The organism is Sphaerothrix gracilis Ecp01, assembly GCF_030405905.1.
Taxonomy (GTDB): domain Bacteria; phylum Cyanobacteriota; class Cyanobacteriia; order Phormidesmidales; family Phormidesmidaceae; genus Sphaerothrix; species Sphaerothrix gracilis.
Map to the genome: position 1 here is coordinate 163189 of NZ_JASATW010000008.1, position 17324 is coordinate 180512.

Below are 17324 nucleotides of genomic sequence, written 5' to 3' on the forward strand. Positions count from 1 at the left end.
GTGAAGCCGAGACGAGTCCATGCGCATTTTTGTCATCTTGTTTAACGCTCGCTCTGAAAACGAAGGAATTCACACTTTAAAGGCGGGCGATCGCAACGTCGTTCTAATGTTTGAGAATGAGGAAGACGCGGCCCGCTATAGCTTAATGCTAGAAGCCCAAGATCTGCCCTCTCCGAGCGTAGAAGCTTTTGAACTAGAAGATATTGAAGAATTTTGTGGCAGCGCCGGCTATGAATACAAGCTGGTCCCCGAAGGCACGCTGGCGATTCCACCTGAGCAGAACGTCGATAAAACCGACTGGGATCCTGACGCGGAAGCGGCTGATGAGTTCCCAGCAGCCGATGAGACAGGGCTATCTGAGGCAGAACTGGCCCAAATTCGCCAGCAGCTAGAGGGACTATTGTAGCCCCTATGCAGCTGCCCCAATGAGCAGCCAGTCTTAGTTTTTGAGAAACGCCGCAGGCCGAATGATTGCGATCGCCCGGCAGCGTAGACTGGTAGAGTCAAGGGCAGCAAGGAGATCCCCCTCTGTGAGTCAGCCTGAATCATTTTCTAAAGCCGCTAGCGATCGCGGTCATCTCCTGACCGAGCAGGCCAATCCGGCTAGCCAGCAGCTCGATCAGCTCTCGGCACTAGAAATCGTCGATCTGTTCAACCAGGAAGATCAAAAAACAGTCGCGGCGATCGCTGCGGCCCGCCTGCCCCTCGCAGCTGCTATTGAAGCGACGGCGGCGGCTCTACGTCAGGGCGGACGGCTGTTTTACATTGGCGCTGGCACCAGCGGGCGGCTGGGAGTTTTAGACGCGGCTGAGTGTCCCCCGACTTTCTGTACCCATCCAGATCAGGTGCAGGGCCTCATCGCCGGGGGGGCGGGGGCACTCATTCGCAGCTCAGAAGGACTAGAAGATATTGCTGCAGACGGCATGGAGGCGATCGCCCTGCACAAAATCACCCAGCGCGATGTAGTTGTCGGCATTACCGCCGGAGGCACCACGCCCTATGTGCACGGGGCGCTGCAGGCGGCTCAACAGCGGGGAGCCACGACGGTATTTATCGCCTGTGTGCCCTCAGAGCAGGTTGGAACCAGCGCTGATATTGACATTCGCCTGCTGGTGGGGCCTGAAATTTTAGCGGGTTCTACTCGGCTCAAGGCAGGCACGGCGACCAAAATGGCCCTCAATATTTTGTCTACCGGGGTGATGGTGCAGTTAGGCAAAGTCTATGGCAATCGCATGATTGATGTTTCTGTCACTAATAGCAAGCTGCGCGATCGCGCCTTGCGTATTCTTTGCGATTTGACTGACTTAGACCGGGCTGAGGCCGCCGTCTGGCTAGAGAAAAGCGGCCAGCAGGTGAAGCTGGCGCTGCTGATGTACTGGAGTCAGCTTGATAGAGCAACGGCGGAGCAATTGCTCGCAGAGCATCAGGGCGATTTGCGGCAGGCCCTGGAAAAGAGCTGAGGCTTAGAATCTTCTACGGAACTTGCATAGGCAGCCGGCCCTAAACGAGACGTTCTCGTTTGAGGGCTATAGCTCAAGCACGCAGGCCCACAGTCCATAAAAATAGGCTTTGAGGGCGATCGGCTACTGCCCTCAAAGCCTATTGGCGGTTAGATGATAATGGCTTAAACCGAAGTCGTCGTCTCGGAGGACTGCACCTCTAGCTGACGGCAGGCAATTTCTTCTACCAGTACAGCGTTGGCATACACTTCAAGCTGCGCCTCGGCAGGAGCCTCGAACATGAGCCGCTGACCGGGAAACAAGATTCGCTCAAAATACCAGTCGGAAACATTAGCAATGCGAACAACCCGAATTTGGCTGCTGGCGTTGAAGTAGTAGCAAGTGATTTTTTCAATGACCATCGTATTTTTTAATCGCTTTTTTCTTTTTTTAATTTCCGAACCTGTTTCAATCATTCCCCCACAGCCAGTAGTTCTCGTACTTTGCCGTGTTGGTATTCTTGCCCGGCGCTAACAGTAATTGAGCTAGAAAAACGCTGTTCTCCCTTCAGAGAAAAGGAGAAAGGCGGGCCAGCGGTTTGCATTAGCGCTGATAGAGCCGGAAGCGGAAAAGATTGCTCACATAAGTATGCTAAATAAAACCATAGACCAAACACACTATTGATAGCAGTGATCTATAGATGTGTCTTTGGGTATATCTTTTGCTAATCTCTCGCCCTGCCGAATCGCTCTAGAACTGCTTGCTAAAATCTCAGCGATGGCTGTTGCGCACGATCCAGTAGCTGATAGAAAGGGCCAGCAGCGCCGTTGCCAGGCCAATTAGGCTAAGGCCAGAAATTTCTTTGAGGTCTAGAATAATCAGCTTACGCCCAATGGCTGTGAGCGAAGTGGCCAGCACCAGCTCGACTTCAACGACGTGCTTTTTTAGGTACGCCATGACATTTTCAAGAATTTCCAGCGCGATCAGCACGCTGAGAAACAGGCCAAAAATTTCGGTCAGCGTGCTTTGAAAAAAGCCATAAGAGTCAAAGGTGAATAGCGATCGCACCAAAAAAATGCCTAAATCAATCACGGTGACCAGAATGACCACCACCATAGCGATCGAAAGAACCCTAGAGACTAGACCGACAATAGCCTCAACGCATTGAATAAACTTTTCATCTTCAAAACTGGTTTGAGCCTGCTTTACCAGCCTCTGCAACGGATGGGTCATTACCTTCTATCTCAGCGGGTGGCGGTTGCACCTGAGAGAATAGATGATTTTGGCGACTGGCGTAAAGCTTCTGTTTTCGCTGTAGACAAGACTTCGTGGGCTTCAGGCTGTTCGCCGCTGAGGGGGCGCACCTGAACAGCGCAGGCTTTCAGCTCTGGCTGCAGCGAGATGGGACAGCTCTCTGGATGGGTTAAAGCATTACATTCCGCCTCTTCAGCCCATAAAAAGCCCCAGTGCATCGGCATGAAGACGGTGCCCCGACGAATATTCTGCGTGACTAGAACTTTGAGCTTGGCACTGCCTCGCGGCGATCGCACCTCGACCCATTCTCCCGACTGAATTTCCAGCTTCTGCGCATCGCGAGGATTCATTTCCAGAAACGGCTTCGGATGCATCTTGGTAATTTTTTCAATCCGCCCGGTGCGGCTTTGGGTGTGCCAGTGACCGTAGAGTCGCCCTGTCGTTAGCACAAAAGGATAGTCGGGGCTGGGCGGTTCTGCCAGTCCCTTGGCGTGAAAAGCGGCAAACCGGGCGCGGCCATCGGGAGTGGCAAACCGCAAGTCGGTATAAAGCTGCTTGTCATACTTATCAGCCGCTGTTTCAGCCGTTTCTTCAGCAGGACACGGCCACTGAATTGGCCCCTCAGCCATCAATCGCTGATGGCTGAGGCCGCTCATGTCACAAAGCTGTCCTCGCGTTAGTTGAACAAACTCGTCGTAAACTGCGGCGGCAGACTGAAACCCAAACTGCTGCTCAAAGCCCAACCGCCGTCCGACCTCAGCAAAGATTTCCCAGTCTGCCTTGGCTTCTCCGGGCGGTATCCGAAAAGCAGGGCAATAAGTCACCATGCGCTCAGAGTTAGTCATGATGCCGGGTTTCTCACTCCACTGAGCTGCTGGCAGCAGTAGATGAGCGAACTCGGCTGTCTCGGTAGGAAAATAAGCGTCCTGATAGACCGTGAAGGGAGAATTCCGCAGGGCCGCTTTCGTCCGCTCGATATCCGGCATACTCACTGCCGGATTGGTGGCCGCAATCCACAAAAAGCCTATCTGACCATACTCCAAGCCCAGCATCATGTCCCAGGCGGCCAAACCGGGCTTTGAGCTAATACTGCCTGCCGGTAGCTGCCACGCCTGCTCTACCTCTCGGCGGTGCTGCGGATTTTTGATTAAGCGATACCCCGGCAAAATATGGGAGAGTCCACCAGCTTCTCGGCCCCCCATCGCGTTGGGCTGGCCGGTAAGAGAAAACGGCCCGGCCCCTGGCTTGCCGATGTTCCCAGTCATCAGGTGCAAATTAATAATCGTGCGCACTTTAGCAGTGCCTTCTGAGGACTGATTGATCCCCATCGACCACAGAGAGAGTACCCGCTGTGACTCAGCCCAGTATTGGGCAGCAGTTTCTAAGTCTTGAACGGTAATACCGCAGACTTCAGCAACTCGCTCTGGCGGATAGTGAGACACCACCTCCGCATAGTCAGCAAAGCCTGTGGTGCATTCGTCAATAAACAAAGGACTAATCTTGCCCTGCTGCAGGAGGATATGGGCAATACCGTTGAGCAGGGTAATGTCAGTGCCAGGCCGAATAGCCAGATGCAGGTCGGCATCTTTGGCCGTTTCAGTACGGCGCGGATCAACCACAATTAGCTTGACTTTGCGCTTATTTTTTTTGTGATATTTACGGAAGCGATTGAAAACAATGGGATGGCATTCCGCTGTATTCGTGCCAATTAGAAAAGCACAGTCGGTCAGCTCTAAATCGGCGTAGCAGCAAGGGGGACCGTCAGAACCAAAGCTTTGGATATAGCCCGCTACGGCTGAAGACATGCACAACCGCGAGTTGGCGTCAAAGTTATTCGTGCCTAGACAGCCCTTCAGCAGCTTTTGAGCAGTGTAGTAGTCCTCTGTCTGTAGCTGCCCAGATCCGTACATACAAATAGCTTCTGGCCCCTGAGTTTGTCGGACGCTCTGGAGCTGCTGCACGATGCGCTCAAACGCCGCTTCCCAGCTCACCTGGCGAAACGGCTGATCAAGAGAGTCGCGCATCATGGGGTGCTTGAGCCGATCTTTGTCGAGGGACTCTGCAATCGTGGCCCCCTTAACACACACCATGCCTTGACTAGAAGGATGGGCGCGATCGCCTCTGGCTTGCCAAACAGGATTACCTTGACTATCTCGGTTAACGGCTTTTCCAGGCAAAGCGGGCGGCAAGACTTCCAAACCGCAGCCGACACCGCAGTAAGGACACAGGGTTTTTGCTGCTTCCGTCATGATAGTTTTTCCTAGGCATCTACTAAATCAACCTCTCACCCGCCAAACGGCAGTCCTGGTTGTACAGGACAAGGGTGAGAGGTGAGGCGGAACTCAATTTATCTGGTAAGCACTGACAAAAACGGCTTACCCCCTAAGATCTGCATCTAGAGCTATAGAATCCGAGCAGACTGGTCTTCAGGCAGCGTCGAAGTATGTCCGTGGGCGGCAACCACTTCGCTTTCACCTTCATGGAACTCCGCAAAGGAACCCTTAGGCTCTTTCAGGATGAAGAAGCAGAGGAAGGCTACAATCAGAGCGGCAATACCCAGGGTTTGGAAGAAGATGCGGTTGCCAATATCGCCATCGGGCAGGAGGCTGTATAGCGTCAGGTAGGCGACCGCGCCGACGTTACCGTAAGCACCAACGTTACCGGCTACTTGTCCAGTGATACGCCGCTTAATCAAAGGCACAATCGCAAAGGTGGAACCCTCACCCGCCTGCACAAAGAAGGAGCAGGACATGGTCAAGATCAGCGCCAGTACCACCATGAAGGCGCCACCACCGCCCAGCGCGTCTCGGATGGAGGGAATGCTGCTCATAACCAGATAGCCAATCCCCATGCAGAGGGTTAGCACACCCATCGTCATCTTACGGCTGCCCAGCTTGTCTGAAATCAGACCGCCCCCCGGACGGGCCACTAGGTTCATAAAAGCGTAGCTGGCAGCCAGCATCCCGGCTAAAGCCTTGCTCAAGCCGAAGGTCCCTTCAAAGAAGGCAGGCAGCATAGAAACAACCGCTAGCTCAGAGCCAAAATTAACAATGTAGGTTAATTCCAGAATGGCCACCTGTTTGAAGGCATAGCGATCTTCAGCCGAATACTGCTTGCGACCGGCCAGGAGGTCTTTGTTTACGACCCAGCAGTTATACGCTTGGAAAAGATACAAACCGATAAGGGCAATAATGGCTATTGTGAAAGCAGTCGGAGAAAAGAAGCCAACTTTCATTAAGCGCCAGGCCAGCACCATGAGGATGCCAGAGAGGGGCACATTCATCAGCATCAAGAACCAGAAGTCCCGGACAGTAGTCACTTCGATGCCTCTAGCACTGCGAGGCCGCTGATAGACTCTGCCAGGGGGCGTATCTTCTACGCTGAAGTAATAGAGAATGCCGTAGAGAGCGGCAATGATGCCTGTAGCTGCGATCGCGAAGCGCCAGTTTAGCAGCGGGCCATCGGGAACCGGAAAAGCACCGGGGAAAAAGCTGAGGAAGCTGGCGACACCTACTAAAGTAAAGGCCGAAAAGGCTGAACCAAAGTTCCCCCAGCCGCCATAGATACCCTCGGCTAGGCCAATCTCTTTGGGCGGGAACCACTCAGCCGTCATCCGAATACCAATGACGAAACCGGCTCCAACAATGCTGAGGGCCAAGCGGGCCGCCACAAGCTGACCAAAGTTTTGGGCAGCGGCAAAGGCCACACAGGGAATAGCTGCATATATTAGCAGCAGTGAATAGGTAAGACGGGGGCCATATCTGTCCAGCAGCATCCCGATAATCACCCGGGCCGGAACCGTTAGGGCTACATTACAAATTGCAATTGTACGAATTTGACCTTCATCTAAGCCAAAGTCTGCTTTGATGGCAGTAGCAAGCGGAGCCAAATTGAACCACACCACAAATGACAGGAAAAAGGCAAACCATGTCATGTGGAGAATCTTATAGCGGCCCCTAAAGGACAGCAATTCAGTGAGCATCGAGGCTACTCTCCTAGTGAATCAACTAACTAATTTGTGCCAGCTCTTGGCGGAACGCCTACCAAGAGATTTCAGCAGATCAAACGGGATTTCTCAGCACTGCTGAGCTTCATGTCTGAGGCAGCCAGCGCTTGACTGCCCCGACGAAGTCTGTTTAGTGATGGGCCATACTGCCGTTGGCCGTCGAGCCATCTTGCGGCTCGGCATTGAACTGCTCAACCAACAGCTCTTTCAGCACGTCCTTGAGTTCATCGCAAGGGACGGCTTGCCGCACGCGATCGCCCAGATGAGCATCTTTGCCCACTTTGCCCCCCATATAGATGTCAACGGCTTCTACCGTCTTGCCATCTTTGCGGGTCTTCGTACCCATAAAGCCAATGTCGGCTACCTGGGGCTGGCCGCAGGAATTGGGGCAGCCTGTCCAGTGAATGCGCACGGGCTGGTTAAGCGTTAGCTCAGCATCTAAGAGCTGAGCCAGGCCCAAGGCCCGCTGCTTAGTCTCAACCAGGGCAAAGTTACAGAAGCGAGAGCCAGTACAGGACACCAGCGATCGCGTCAGCGGGGCTGGAGCAATAGAAAACTTCTTCAGCAGCGGCTCTTGCAAAAAGGTTTCTACCCGCGAATCTGGAATATTGGGAATAATGACGTTTTGCTCAACCGTGAGCCGCAGTTCACCGTTGCCGTAAACCTCTGCCAAACGGGCTAAATCAAACATGTCTTCAGCCTGGAGGCGACCCACAGGCACATGTAAACCCACATAGTTTAGGCCCGACTGCTTTTGAGCATAAACGCCAATGTGATCGCGCTTATCCCAATCCATTTCGTCTTTAGGTGCCTCTGACAGCAGGGGCTTGCCGAAAACTTGCTCTACCTCAGCCCGAAACTTGTCTAAACCCCACTCGTCAATCAGCCACATCAGCCGCGACTTTTGGCGGTTAGCCCGCAGCCCGTGATCGCGGTAGACCAGTAGAATAGCGCGGCAAAGCTCTACCACATCGTCATTGGGCGGCACCCAAGCCTTGAGAGGGATGGCGGCTTCGCAGCGCTTAGCTGAGAAGAAGCCCCCTACCAGGACATTGAATCCTAAAACCCCCTCTCGGTAGGCAGGGACGAAAGCAATATCATTGATCTCAGCGTGAATAGAATTGTCTCGCCCGCCTTCAATCGCAATATTGAACTTACGCGGCAGGTTGGTAAAAGCATAGTTACCGCTGCCGTTGCCCGTGATCATGTCCTGAACCTTCATCACCAGGCCCTGGGTGTCAATCAGCTCATCGGCATCGATGCCAGAAACTGGAGAACCTGTGATGTTGCGGACATTGTCCATGCCGGACTGCACCGAAGTCATCCCGGCATCGCGGAGCTGTTGAAAGATAGCAGGTACGTCCTCTAAGCGGACACCTCGTAGCTGAATATTTTGCCGGGTTGTCACATCGGCGCTACCTTCATCACCATAGCGCTCCACAATCTCGGCCAGCACCCGCAGTTTGTAGCTAGAGAGAACACCGTGGGGCATCCGCATCCGCAACATAAACTTGCCGGGCGTAACCGGACGGAAGAACACGCCTAGCCATTTCAACCGCTGGGTCAAGTCTGTTTCATCTACAGCTTCCCAACCGATCTCGGCAAAATGCTCTAGCTCGTCCTTGACATCGAGACCATCCTTAGCGGCTTTGAACTTTTCAAACTTGTTCAACTTAACGTCTTTTTTGGCTGTGTTAACGGCTGTATCAACCACGACTTCACCTAACAATGGCTGCAGTAAAAGGCAACTGAACAAATAACAATCTGCCTCTACAAAACTTGGATTTTAGAAAAGGGATTAAGCAGGCCCTTGAGAAAGCTAACAGCATCCTTAGCGATAAAGATTTGACATTAGCTTTGCCCCAACAACTATCGGAATAGCCAGTCAAAAACAGTAACAACAAACACTAAACACCTCTGTGACAGAACAAGAAGGTCATTTCATTCACTATTCAGATGCAAAACTCAGATTGACTTGATCAAGGAGATTTTTATATCTGATAGACAGAATTAAAATAAGCTGCTCGCAAGGTTTAGGCCCTAGCGTTTGTTCCCAATTGAGAAATAAGATTAACCAAGGTAAAACGGTTTTTTTGTATGCTTGAGCACATTTTTTCAGGCGTTTTGAAAAAATCGCATCGCTAAAATGCGCTATTAACATATAGGCTAGAGCAGCCTGATATTTTTAACGACAGCCACCGCAAAAGTGCATATTACGCATGGCATCGCCTATCGCTCCGCATTGTCTTACTGAAGACTCCTTGCTAAATAACGATTTTTTCCTAAAAATAGCTAATAGATCTAAAGTCCAAAAACGTTGGTCTTTGACTCGGCTTCTTTAGCTGATCAAAAAACAGTTAGATAACAGATCAATGCAGATCTATATAGATCTGCTCGATGTCAAGCTGAGGGTAGTCTGTCTAGATAGTTGTTGCCGCCTTGGTTTGTCTGCTTGGCAAAAACTTGTATATTCTGAAGAGGTTTGAAACTTTTGTCTCCCTCATTTGCTCAGTCTGAACAATTGGCGCCTTCAGGATCGGTAATCGCAGCAATTGCTGAATTAAAAGCAGGCGATTTTCAAAGTCGTTGGGAAATTGCTAAGCAGCTACGCGAGCTGGGCTTAGAAGCGGTTCCGGCCCTCATCGACCTGATGCACGATCAGTCTGTCGATTGGGAAATCCGCTGGTTTGCGGTGCGTATCCTGGGAGAATTTGACCAGCCGCCGGTTGTGATGGCGCTGGCCCAGCTTCTGGCTACCAGTGAGGATGAGGCTCTCAGGGAAATGGCGACAGCCGCTTTAGCCCAAATTGGCGCGAGTGCGGTCAGTGTCTTAGCTAATTTGCTAGCTGAGGAAGCGCATCGTTCGGCGGCTGTCTGCGCCTTGGCCCGCATTCGGACTGCTGCCACGATTAAGCCGCTGCTGACGGTGGTTGAGGATAGAGACGGCCTCATCCGTTCCCAGGCCATTGAGGCTCTGGGCAGCTTTCGCGATCGCCGGATTCCGCCAGTTTTAGTCAAAGCACTCACCGATCCCGTAGCCAGCGTCCGTCTAGAAGCGATCGCAACGCTGGGCCGCCGCAAAGACTTAGCTGAGTCTTTCAACCTAGTTGAGCAGCTACAGGCCCGGCTGTGGGACTTGAATCCGGCTGTTTGTACTCAGGCTGCGATCGCCCTCGGACGGCTGGGCACCCCTGCGGCAGGGGAAGCACTTTATCAAGTGCTAAGTCGGCCCCATACCCCAGAGCCGCTCCAGACAGAGATTGTCAAAGCTTTGGGCTGGATATCCTCTGAGAGGACCGTAGCCAACCTAATTGCAGCCTTCGGCACCGCTTCAGCGACGGTGCAGCCAGAAATTCTACGGGCCTTAGCCAATGTCAAAGAGACGGCGCTAAAGACTGAGGTTGTAGATGTCCTGATGGTTTGGCTCAGCCAGCCTCAGCTAACCGAGGCCAGCCAGCAGGCTTTGATTATGACCCTAGCGCGTCTAGGTGACTTGAGAGCCATATCGGCGCTGATTCAACAGCTCGCTCAGCCCCAAAAGCGGATTTATCTCCACGCGATCGCGGCCCTCAAACAGCTAGGAGCCGCAGCCGCCCTGCGGCAAATGCAGCAGATGCAGCAGCAACCCGATCTGCCTCTTGACCTCAAACACGGGATTCAGTCCGCACTAGAGGAGTGGTAGCCGCTACGAAGCTGATTCAAGACCGAGAGTTGAACCGCACTTTGCCAGCATCGGGCCACTATAGTTAGCTGACTCCTGTAGCGAATCTTACGAACTGGCGGGCAGAAGTTCGTTAATGTGGAGCGTGAAATTTAGCGTGGCAGCCGCTAAACCTTTTGCGTATCGGCAAAGGGATTTTGGGGGTTAGCCCATCTGAGAGTAGTCGTTCAGTACAAATGCATTTTTAACTTGATTGGCAAATTGACTCGTTTTTTCATCTTGGCTGATGCTGTTTTCCTCACTTCTTATGCAGTTTCAGTATCATGCGCTTAGAGCAGCTACAGGCTTACTTGGTCATTGCCGAGACGGGCAGCTTTCAGGCGGCAGCGCGTCGCTGCGGCGTTACTCAATCTACGATTAGTCGTCAAATTCAGGCTTTAGAAGCAGAGCTGGGGGTATCCTTGCTGCATCGTACGGCTCAGGTGAAGCCGACAGTAGCCGGAGAATTTTTGCTGCCTCGCGCTCGTCGCATTTGTCAAGAGTGGCGGCAGGTGACTCAAGAGCTAAAGGATTTAATGCTAGGCAAACAGCCAGAGCTGTGCGTGGCAGCCATCCACTCAGTCTGCTCTCACTTTTTGCCTGCTATTTTGGGTCAGTTTGCTAAACGCTATCCAGAGGTGCAGCTCCGGATTACGGCTCTGGGCAGCGATCGCTCGCTGAAGGTGCTGCGCGACGGGCTGGTGGATGTGGCTGTCGTGATGGATAACCCACTCCTCACGACCAGCGCCGAAATGGTGGTGACGCCGCTTTATGAGGAGCCAGTCGAGGTGCTGATGGCCGCTCAGCATCCTCTGAGCCAGTATACGCAGGTGCCTTGGTCAGCGCTGGTTCGCTACGCCCAGGTCACATTTAAAGATGGCTATGGTATGCAGCGTCTGGTCCAAAGCCAGTTTCAGCGCTATGGAACCGAACTTAAGTCAGCCCTGGAACTCAACACGCTAGATGCCTTTCGCGGCGTAGTGCGACAGGGAGAACTGATTGCCCTTTTGCCTCAGTCTGCTCTAGCTGAGAGTCGGCGGGATACAACTCTAGCAATCCGCTCCACAGAAGCCCCTTGTCTAACTCGCAAAGTGGTTTTAGTCACGACTGAAGATCGGCTGAAAATCCCCCCCATCCAGCATTTCTGTGAGCTGGTGCAGCAGGGTAAAGCCCCCAATCTAGCGGTGGCCTAGCAAATTTTTTCTCCTCGTTTTCAGCTATGAGTCAGGCATTTCGATCGCTATTAAAGAAAGTAGGTAGTGGTAGCCATACCGCTAAAGATTTGACCCGTAGTGAAGCCGCCACCGCTACGCGCATGATGCTGCAGCAGGAAGCTACGCCAGCTCAACTGGGCGCGTTTATGATTGCTCATCGGATCAAGCGACCGACCCCAGAAGAACTGGCTGGAATGTTAGACAGTTACGATCAGCTTGGCCCTAAGCTGTCAGCCGTTGAGTCTGCCTATCCGGTGACGGTCTTCAGCGCTCCCTACGACGGGCGATCGCGCACGTTGCCCATCGGCCCCCTAACAGCCCTAATTTTGGCGGCGGCGGCAGCGCCTGTGGTACTGCACGGCGGCGATCGGATGCCTACCAAGTACGGTCTGCCTCTGATCGAAGTCTGGCGGGGGTTGGGGCTTGACTGGCGATCGCTCACCCTAGAGCAGGCGCGGCAGCTCTTAGCCACAACTCACCTGAGCTTTGTCTACCTGCCGCGCCATTTTCCGCAAGCCCAGGCAATGGTGCCCTACCGCGATCAAATCGGCAAGCGTCCCCCCTTTGCCACGATTGAAATTATGTGGTCGCCCTATGCGGGGCCCACCCATCTGGTCAGCGGTTTCGTCCATCCTCCCACCGAGGAACGTACCCTGAAAACCTTTGCCTTGCGGCAAACCCCTCTTTTCACCACGGTGAAGGGATTGGAGGGCAGTTGTGACTTAGCCCGTAGCCGGACAGCGATTGTGGGGCTAGGGCAGTCCGATGGCAGCTTCGATCGCTTACTCCTGAGCTGCCGCGACTATGGCTTTAGCACCGAAGACCCAGAGCTAGACAACGACGCTGATGCGATCGCCCTGCTGCAGAGCGTAATTGACGGCCAGCCCAGCGAGGTAGCCCAGTCAGCTATCTGGAACGGTGGGTTTTATCTCTGTCGCTGTGGCGTCTGTGCGGCCCTAGAAGAGGGATTTGCTTTAGCAGAGAAACTGATCCAGTCAGGGCAAGTTCGCCAAAAACTGGTAGAAGTTCAGCAGGCGATCGCCAAGCTAAGCTTGGCGCTAAGGAAGCGCCAAGCTTAGCTTGGCGCTTCCTTAGCGCGATAGGGGCGATCGCATCTTGCTCAAGTGCCGCAGCGGCATCGACAGCAGCAAAATCACCGGAATAATTTCTAGTCGCCCCATCCACATCAGCAGCGTTAGCGTCACCTTCCCTGCCCAAGCAAGGTTAGGCCCGCTAATCCCTGTCGTCAGGCCAGCGCTACCCAGAGCTGAAGATACCTCAAAAATCACGTCAGACAGCGTGTATTCGGTGCCTACAATGTGCAGCAGAATAAAAGTCCCCAGCGCAATTAGGCTAAGCCAGAGGGCTGCTAACACAGCCGCCGACTCGATCTGACGATTGGCTTCTGTTGAGGTGACAACTCTACCATTTAGCCGGTAGCGCATGAGCTGATGGGGCCGCAAACCAGTGCGCTCAAACCGCCAGATAACTGCTTTGCCAAGATAGACCACCCGGTTGAGCTTGATCCCCCCCACCGTCGATCCCGAAGCGCCGCCAAAAATCATGCCCAAACTTAGCAGCAGCTTAGCCGGAGCACTCCACTGCTGCACGTTCAAGCTGGCAAAGCCGCAGGTGGTCAGAGCCGAAACCCATTGAAAAGCCGAGTTGATCCACTGCCACTGGCCGCTGTACCAGTAAACTTCTAGCAGCAGCCAGCCAAATCCCAACCCCAACAGGATCCACAGCGCTCGATGCTGATTGTCTCGCCAAAGGGCATGAAGCCGCCGCTGCTGCAAAAACTGAAAATGGTTGGCGAAACTAATCGCCCCTAAGATCATCAGAACAATCACAGCTAGCTGAATTCCAGGCCCATAGGCCGCCATGCTGTTGTTGGTAATGCTAAAACCGCCGGTCGAGATTGCCGTCATGCTGTGATTCAAAGCGGCCCACCAAGACATACCGACAATACGCAGCAAAAATATGCCGCCTATCGTATAAATCAGATAAATCCACCAAATATGGCGCACTGTCTGCTGCAGCGTGATCCCAATCCGGCGGCTGCGACCTTCGGCAAAATATAGGCTCTCAGCATTAGTTGAAGGTTCTAAAACAGAAAGCACAAGGACAATCACGCCCACACCGCCGATCCACTGCATAAAAGAGCGCCACCACTGCAGACTGTGGGGTAAGGCTTCTTCCCGCAGAGTCATGGTCAGTCCCGCACTGGTAAAGCCGGACATGCTCTCAAACAGAGCATTTAGGGGATCTCGAAAATAAGTAATAGTGGGCAGAGCCGCTGGATCGCCGGCAATATGATTAGCAATCAGCAAAAACGGCAGCGCTCCAAAAAGAGGGATCATGCCCCAGCTTAGCGCCACCGTCATCAAGGCCTGCCGTAAATGGGATGCACTGGCCTGCCGAAACAGGCGAAACAGGCCCTGACCGACAATCAGCGCTGCGATCGCCGTCAAGACAAACGGCATCACCGCATAATCTTCACCCGCGAGTAGAGCAATTGGCACCGTCACCAAAGCCATCACAGCAGGAATGTGAATCAGCAAGCCCAGATCGCGCAGAACTGTCTTGAAATAAGGATTAATGGGCAACATCTCAGTCGCTTCAAAGAGCTGAAATTTTCGGTTTGACAAAGAAGGCAGACCCGTCAGACTCGCTAGTCTGCTTCAGATTTTTCAATCAGGTGGTAAAGCTGACGAGCAATGATGGAAGCTGGGTTAGCCAACACAATTACGCCGAGCCGCTCGAACATGGGCTGATGCTTAGGTTCATTGATGACGCTAATCAAAGCCTCAATGCCGTACTCTTTGCCCAAAAACATGGCCATCAGATTGGCGGAATCATCCTCTGTAGCAGCGACGATGACATCGGCGGCACCGGCTCTAGCTTCATCCAAGATATTGCCATCAGAAATGCTGGCCTGAAACACATCTACATCGTGCTGCTTGAGCACTTGGCGAGCCCGCTCCTCATTGGCCTCAATCAGGGCAACCTGATGCCCTCTTTCAATCAAAATGTCAATCAAACTAGCGCCTTCTGGAGTAGCGCCAATGACTAGAACGTACAACGATAACTACCTGTTTATATAAACCCAGAGGCATCATAGAAAGCTATCAAGCAGCGGAGCAATAGCCAAACGATATAAATTATCAGTAGCTGCGCTTTTGAAGGATTGCTGGCAGGATATGAAAGGCCCTTATCATTGAACCCCATGACCCTATCGCGGACACCGCTATACGCCTTAGCCTTAGAAAGTAAAGCGCGCTTTACTGACTTCTCCGGTTGGGAAATGCCGGTGCAGTACAGCGGCATTAAACAAGAACACGAAGCTGTACGACAGGGGACGGGCCTGTTTGACATCTCGCATATGGGCAAATTTAGGCTGCAAGGCCCGGATGTCCTCGGCCAACTCCAGCGGCTAGTCCCCTCCGATCTCAGTCAGCTCCAGCCTGGAAAAGCTCAGTATACGGTTTTGCTCAATCCTGACGGTGGCATTATTGACGACCTGATTGTTTACTATCAGGGCTTAGACTCTCAGGGCTGGCAGCGAGTTGTCACAATTGTCAATGCGGCCACAACCCCAAAAGATAAGGCTTGGCTGCTGGAGCAGCTTGACTCCACTCAGGCCAAGCTGATTGATCAATCCCTTGATTTGGCGCTGATTGCGGTGCAGGGACCCGCCGCCACTGCCCAGCTACAAAAGCTGACAGCAGAAGATCTAGCCGCTGTTGGCCGCTACTGTCACACTGAGGGCACAGTGTTGGGACAGCCTGCCTTTTTAGCCCGCACCGGCTATACAGGAGAAGACGGCTTTGAGGTAATGGTGGCTCCAGAAACCGGGGTAGCGCTTTGGCGATCGCTGCGAGAACTGGGGGGAGTGCCCTGCGGTCTGGGCGCTAGAGATACCCTGCGTCTGGAGGCGGCAATGGCGCTTTACGGCCAAGATATTGACGAAACCACTACGCCGCTAGAAGCAGGACTTAAGTGGCTGGTACATCTCGATCGCAAAGGCAATTTTGTAGGCCGCTCAGTGCTTGAGCAGCAGCAAGCCGCAGGGGTTCAGCGGCGACTGGTTGGCTTGCAGCTGGAAGGTCGTAATATTGCTCGACACGACTACCCGGTGCTGCATCAGGGTGAGACTGTGGGCCGGGTAACCAGCGGCACGCTCTCACCCACCCTGGGCTACCCCATCGCTTTAGCCTATGTCCCTGCCGCCTTGGGCAAGGTGGGACAGTCGCTCTCGGTAGAAATTCGCGGCAAAGCCTATCCGGCTCAGGTGGTGAAGCGACCTTTCTACCGCCGCGCTTAGGCCAGCCGCAACAGGAAAAAGATGGCCTGGGGCAGGGGTAGCCACAGCGGTATCAGCAGGAATAGGTTGAGATAGAGGGCCGGCTTGAAGCGCTGGCTGCGAGAACACTGAGCCAATCCCATCAGCAGCAAAATAGCGGCAAAGCTGAAAACTGGAATAATGGCATAGGTGCTGATCACAAAAAACAGCAGGCATTCATCCCGGTGCTGGAACAGCCAGCGGGGCCAGGGAGACAGAAAGGCGATCGCCACAAGGCCCTCAATCAAAATTGTCCAGTAGGATAGCACAATGCTCATGGCTGACATCAGGGGACTGGTGTTGAGCGTGGTCGGTTCGGTGAGGCCAGTCGCTTGGATATCCAGCAGCAGGTTGTAATTATCCTGCAAAGTGTCAGCAGCGACCCCCCCCAGCCAGGTGGCGCCCATCGCCAAGCGCGGATCGACTAAAAAGGTGAGATGCAAAAAGGAGCCGTCTAAGTACTCACCGCCAATAAACTTCCACAAAGTAGCAAACAGAAAGCACAGCCCGATCAGCAGACGGGCATTCCAGGCAAAAATATTGAGGGTGAACTGGCTGAAGGCCGCGATCGCGCAGACTAAAACCCAGTAAGTAATTAAATATTCGTGGTTGACCAGCAATGACCAAAAATAGACATTGTTCCAAACCATCAGCGCAGCTAGGCCACACCAGGCTGTGCGACTGACCAGCAGCCCCGGCAAAAACAGCATAGTCACCGCCAGCAATTTCTCAGGCAGTCGCTCTAGGTAAATATGATCAATGCTCTGCAGCGCCACAATTACCAGCGTCAGTCTTAGGATCAGCCGGTATCGGGGCTGGTTGAGCAGATTGGCGATCGCCTGCCGCCAGCGCCGCCCCAAACTGTTAATCATGGGCTGACACCTCAACAACGGGCGATATCGGCTCATACCAAACCTGACCCAAATGACGGCGATGATAGGGCCGCCAAACCTGCACCGCGACCTGCTCTAAACAGGTTGTGGGTTGACTGGCAGGCTGGGCTACCTGAGCGGTATATACCAGGGGGCGATCGCTGGGCTGCAAGTCGGCCGCTAAAATTCGCTGGGCTAGTGACTCCAGCAGAATTACCTTGGGTACTGTCGTAGTGTGTAGCAGTTCTGCCTGACTCAGCAGCGTACTGGGGGGCCGCAGATCGATGCGAATTAGCTGCCCCTGGCAGGTGGTTGCCTGCACCTGTAGCAGCCGCCGCTCATCGCGATCCACGGAGGCAAACATCCCAAAGCCGCCCCCATGCCAAGCACTGAGACCCACCGTATGCGCTAAAAAAATTTGCCGCAGGGCAATGACCACCAGCAACCCTGGCACGGCCCAGCGCTGCAGTAGCCGCATTGAAGCTTCCTGAAACATG

The 17324-nt window shown here is 53.4% G+C and carries 15 protein-coding genes; 6 read left to right on the plus strand and 9 right to left on the minus strand.

What is annotated here, in order from left to right:
- Nucleotides 1-19: 19 nt before the first annotated feature.
- The gene (locus QJQ48_RS10975) at nt 20-406 is read left to right on the plus strand and encodes a DUF3110 domain-containing protein (RefSeq protein WP_346291273.1); all 387 of its coding nucleotides are present in this window, start codon (nt 20-22) and stop codon (nt 404-406) included.
- Between the two features lie 124 nt (nt 407-530).
- A complete protein-coding gene (gene murQ / locus QJQ48_RS10980; protein ID WP_346291274.1) occupies nt 531-1460 on the plus strand; it encodes an N-acetylmuramic acid 6-phosphate etherase in 930 nt (309 codons plus the stop codon).
- Between the two features lie 164 nt (nt 1461-1624).
- On the opposite strand, the gene QJQ48_RS10985 is transcribed toward murQ, so the two are convergent.
- The 5 genes from QJQ48_RS10985 to QJQ48_RS11005 form a co-directional block, all read right to left on the minus strand.
- Nucleotides 1625-1861: a DUF1830 domain-containing protein gene (locus tag QJQ48_RS10985; RefSeq protein WP_346291275.1), complete on the minus strand. Its 237-nt coding sequence runs from the start codon at nt 1859-1861 to the stop codon at nt 1625-1627.
- Nucleotides 1862-2210: 349 nt separating this feature from the next.
- The gene (locus QJQ48_RS10990) at nt 2211-2672 is read right to left on the minus strand and encodes a phosphate-starvation-inducible PsiE family protein (RefSeq protein ID WP_346291276.1); all 462 of its coding nucleotides are present in this window, start codon (nt 2670-2672) and stop codon (nt 2211-2213) included.
- 11 nt (nt 2673-2683) lie between these two features.
- A complete protein-coding gene (locus tag QJQ48_RS10995; protein ID WP_346291277.1) occupies nt 2684-4942 on the minus strand; it encodes a molybdopterin oxidoreductase family protein in 2259 nt (752 codons plus the stop codon).
- A gap of 152 nt (nt 4943-5094) precedes the next feature.
- Nucleotides 5095-6675 carry a NarK family nitrate/nitrite MFS transporter gene (locus QJQ48_RS11000; RefSeq protein ID WP_346291278.1) on the minus strand — a complete coding sequence of 527 codons (1581 nt, stop codon included), beginning with the start codon at nt 6673-6675 and terminating at the stop codon, nt 5095-5097.
- A 154-nt stretch (nt 6676-6829) separates the two neighbouring features.
- Nucleotides 6830-8413, minus strand: a complete 1584-nt coding sequence (locus QJQ48_RS11005) for a ferredoxin--nitrite reductase (protein WP_346291279.1) — start codon at nt 8411-8413, stop codon at nt 6830-6832.
- 807 nt (nt 8414-9220) lie between these two features.
- On the opposite strand from QJQ48_RS11005, the gene QJQ48_RS11010 reads away from it, so the two are divergent.
- The 3 genes from QJQ48_RS11010 to QJQ48_RS11020 all read left to right on the plus strand — a co-directional run bounded on the left by QJQ48_RS11010 (nt 9221) and on the right by QJQ48_RS11020 (nt 12692).
- Nucleotides 9221-10381 (plus strand): HEAT repeat domain-containing protein, encoded by a 1161-nt coding sequence (locus tag QJQ48_RS11010; RefSeq protein WP_346291280.1) that lies wholly within the window; start codon nt 9221-9223, stop codon nt 10379-10381.
- A gap of 302 nt (nt 10382-10683) precedes the next feature.
- A complete protein-coding gene (locus QJQ48_RS11015) occupies nt 10684-11592 on the plus strand; it encodes a LysR family transcriptional regulator (RefSeq protein WP_346291281.1) in 909 nt (302 codons plus the stop codon).
- A gap of 26 nt (nt 11593-11618) precedes the next feature.
- On the plus strand, nt 11619-12692 hold the full coding sequence (locus QJQ48_RS11020) for an anthranilate phosphoribosyltransferase family protein (RefSeq protein ID WP_346291282.1): 1074 nt from the start codon (nt 11619-11621) through the stop codon (nt 12690-12692).
- 12 nt (nt 12693-12704) lie between these two features.
- Here QJQ48_RS11020 and QJQ48_RS11025 read toward each other — a convergent pair whose 3' ends face one another.
- Both QJQ48_RS11025 and QJQ48_RS11030 read right to left on the minus strand, forming a co-directional pair.
- Nucleotides 12705-14261 carry a TrkH family potassium uptake protein gene (locus tag QJQ48_RS11025; RefSeq protein ID WP_346291283.1) on the minus strand — a complete coding sequence of 519 codons (1557 nt, stop codon included), beginning with the start codon at nt 14259-14261 and terminating at the stop codon, nt 12705-12707.
- Between the two features lie 23 nt (nt 14262-14284).
- Nucleotides 14285-14695: a potassium channel family protein gene (locus QJQ48_RS11030; protein WP_346291284.1), complete on the minus strand. Its 411-nt coding sequence runs from the start codon at nt 14693-14695 to the stop codon at nt 14285-14287.
- A gap of 144 nt (nt 14696-14839) precedes the next feature.
- Between QJQ48_RS11030 and gcvT the strand changes: the two genes are divergently transcribed.
- Entirely contained in the window at nt 14840-15937 is a 1098-nt protein-coding gene (gene gcvT / locus QJQ48_RS11035) for a glycine cleavage system aminomethyltransferase GcvT (RefSeq protein WP_346291285.1), read from the plus strand.
- Here gcvT and QJQ48_RS11040 read toward each other — a convergent pair.
- The gene (locus QJQ48_RS11040) at nt 15934-16827 is read right to left on the minus strand and encodes a hypothetical protein (RefSeq protein WP_346291286.1); all 894 of its coding nucleotides are present in this window, start codon (nt 16825-16827) and stop codon (nt 15934-15936) included. The genes gcvT and QJQ48_RS11040 overlap by 4 nt on opposite strands.
- Complete coding sequence (locus QJQ48_RS11045; protein WP_346291287.1) at nt 16820-17323, minus strand: hypothetical protein; 504 nt, start codon at nt 17321-17323, stop codon at nt 16820-16822. Before QJQ48_RS11045 ends, QJQ48_RS11040 begins: the two co-directional genes overlap by 8 nt.
- Between the last annotated feature and the right edge of the window lies 1 nt (nt 17324).

Coding starts and splice junctions, on each gene's coding strand:
- QJQ48_RS10985 (WP_346291275.1), bottom strand. CDS start 1,861: ATGGTCATTGAAAAAATCACTTGCTACTACTTCAACGCCAGCAGCCAA.
- QJQ48_RS11040 (WP_346291286.1), bottom strand. CDS start 16,827: ATGATTAACAGTTTGGGGCGGCGCTGGCGGCAGGCGATCGCCAATCTG.
- gcvT (WP_346291285.1), top strand. CDS start 14,840: ATGACCCTATCGCGGACACCGCTATACGCCTTAGCCTTAGAAAGTAAA.
- QJQ48_RS11000 (WP_346291278.1), bottom strand. CDS start 6,675: ATGCTCACTGAATTGCTGTCCTTTAGGGGCCGCTATAAGATTCTCCAC.
- QJQ48_RS10990 (WP_346291276.1), bottom strand. CDS start 2,672: ATGACCCATCCGTTGCAGAGGCTGGTAAAGCAGGCTCAAACCAGTTTT.
- QJQ48_RS11020 (WP_346291282.1), top strand. CDS start 11,619: ATGAGTCAGGCATTTCGATCGCTATTAAAGAAAGTAGGTAGTGGTAGC.
- QJQ48_RS11015 (WP_346291281.1), top strand. CDS start 10,684: ATGCGCTTAGAGCAGCTACAGGCTTACTTGGTCATTGCCGAGACGGGC.
- QJQ48_RS10995 (WP_346291277.1), bottom strand. CDS start 4,942: ATGACGGAAGCAGCAAAAACCCTGTGTCCTTACTGCGGTGTCGGCTGC.
- QJQ48_RS11045 (WP_346291287.1), bottom strand. CDS start 17,323: ATGTTTCAGGAAGCTTCAATGCGGCTACTGCAGCGCTGGGCCGTGCCA.
- QJQ48_RS10975 (WP_346291273.1), top strand. CDS start 20: ATGCGCATTTTTGTCATCTTGTTTAACGCTCGCTCTGAAAACGAAGGA.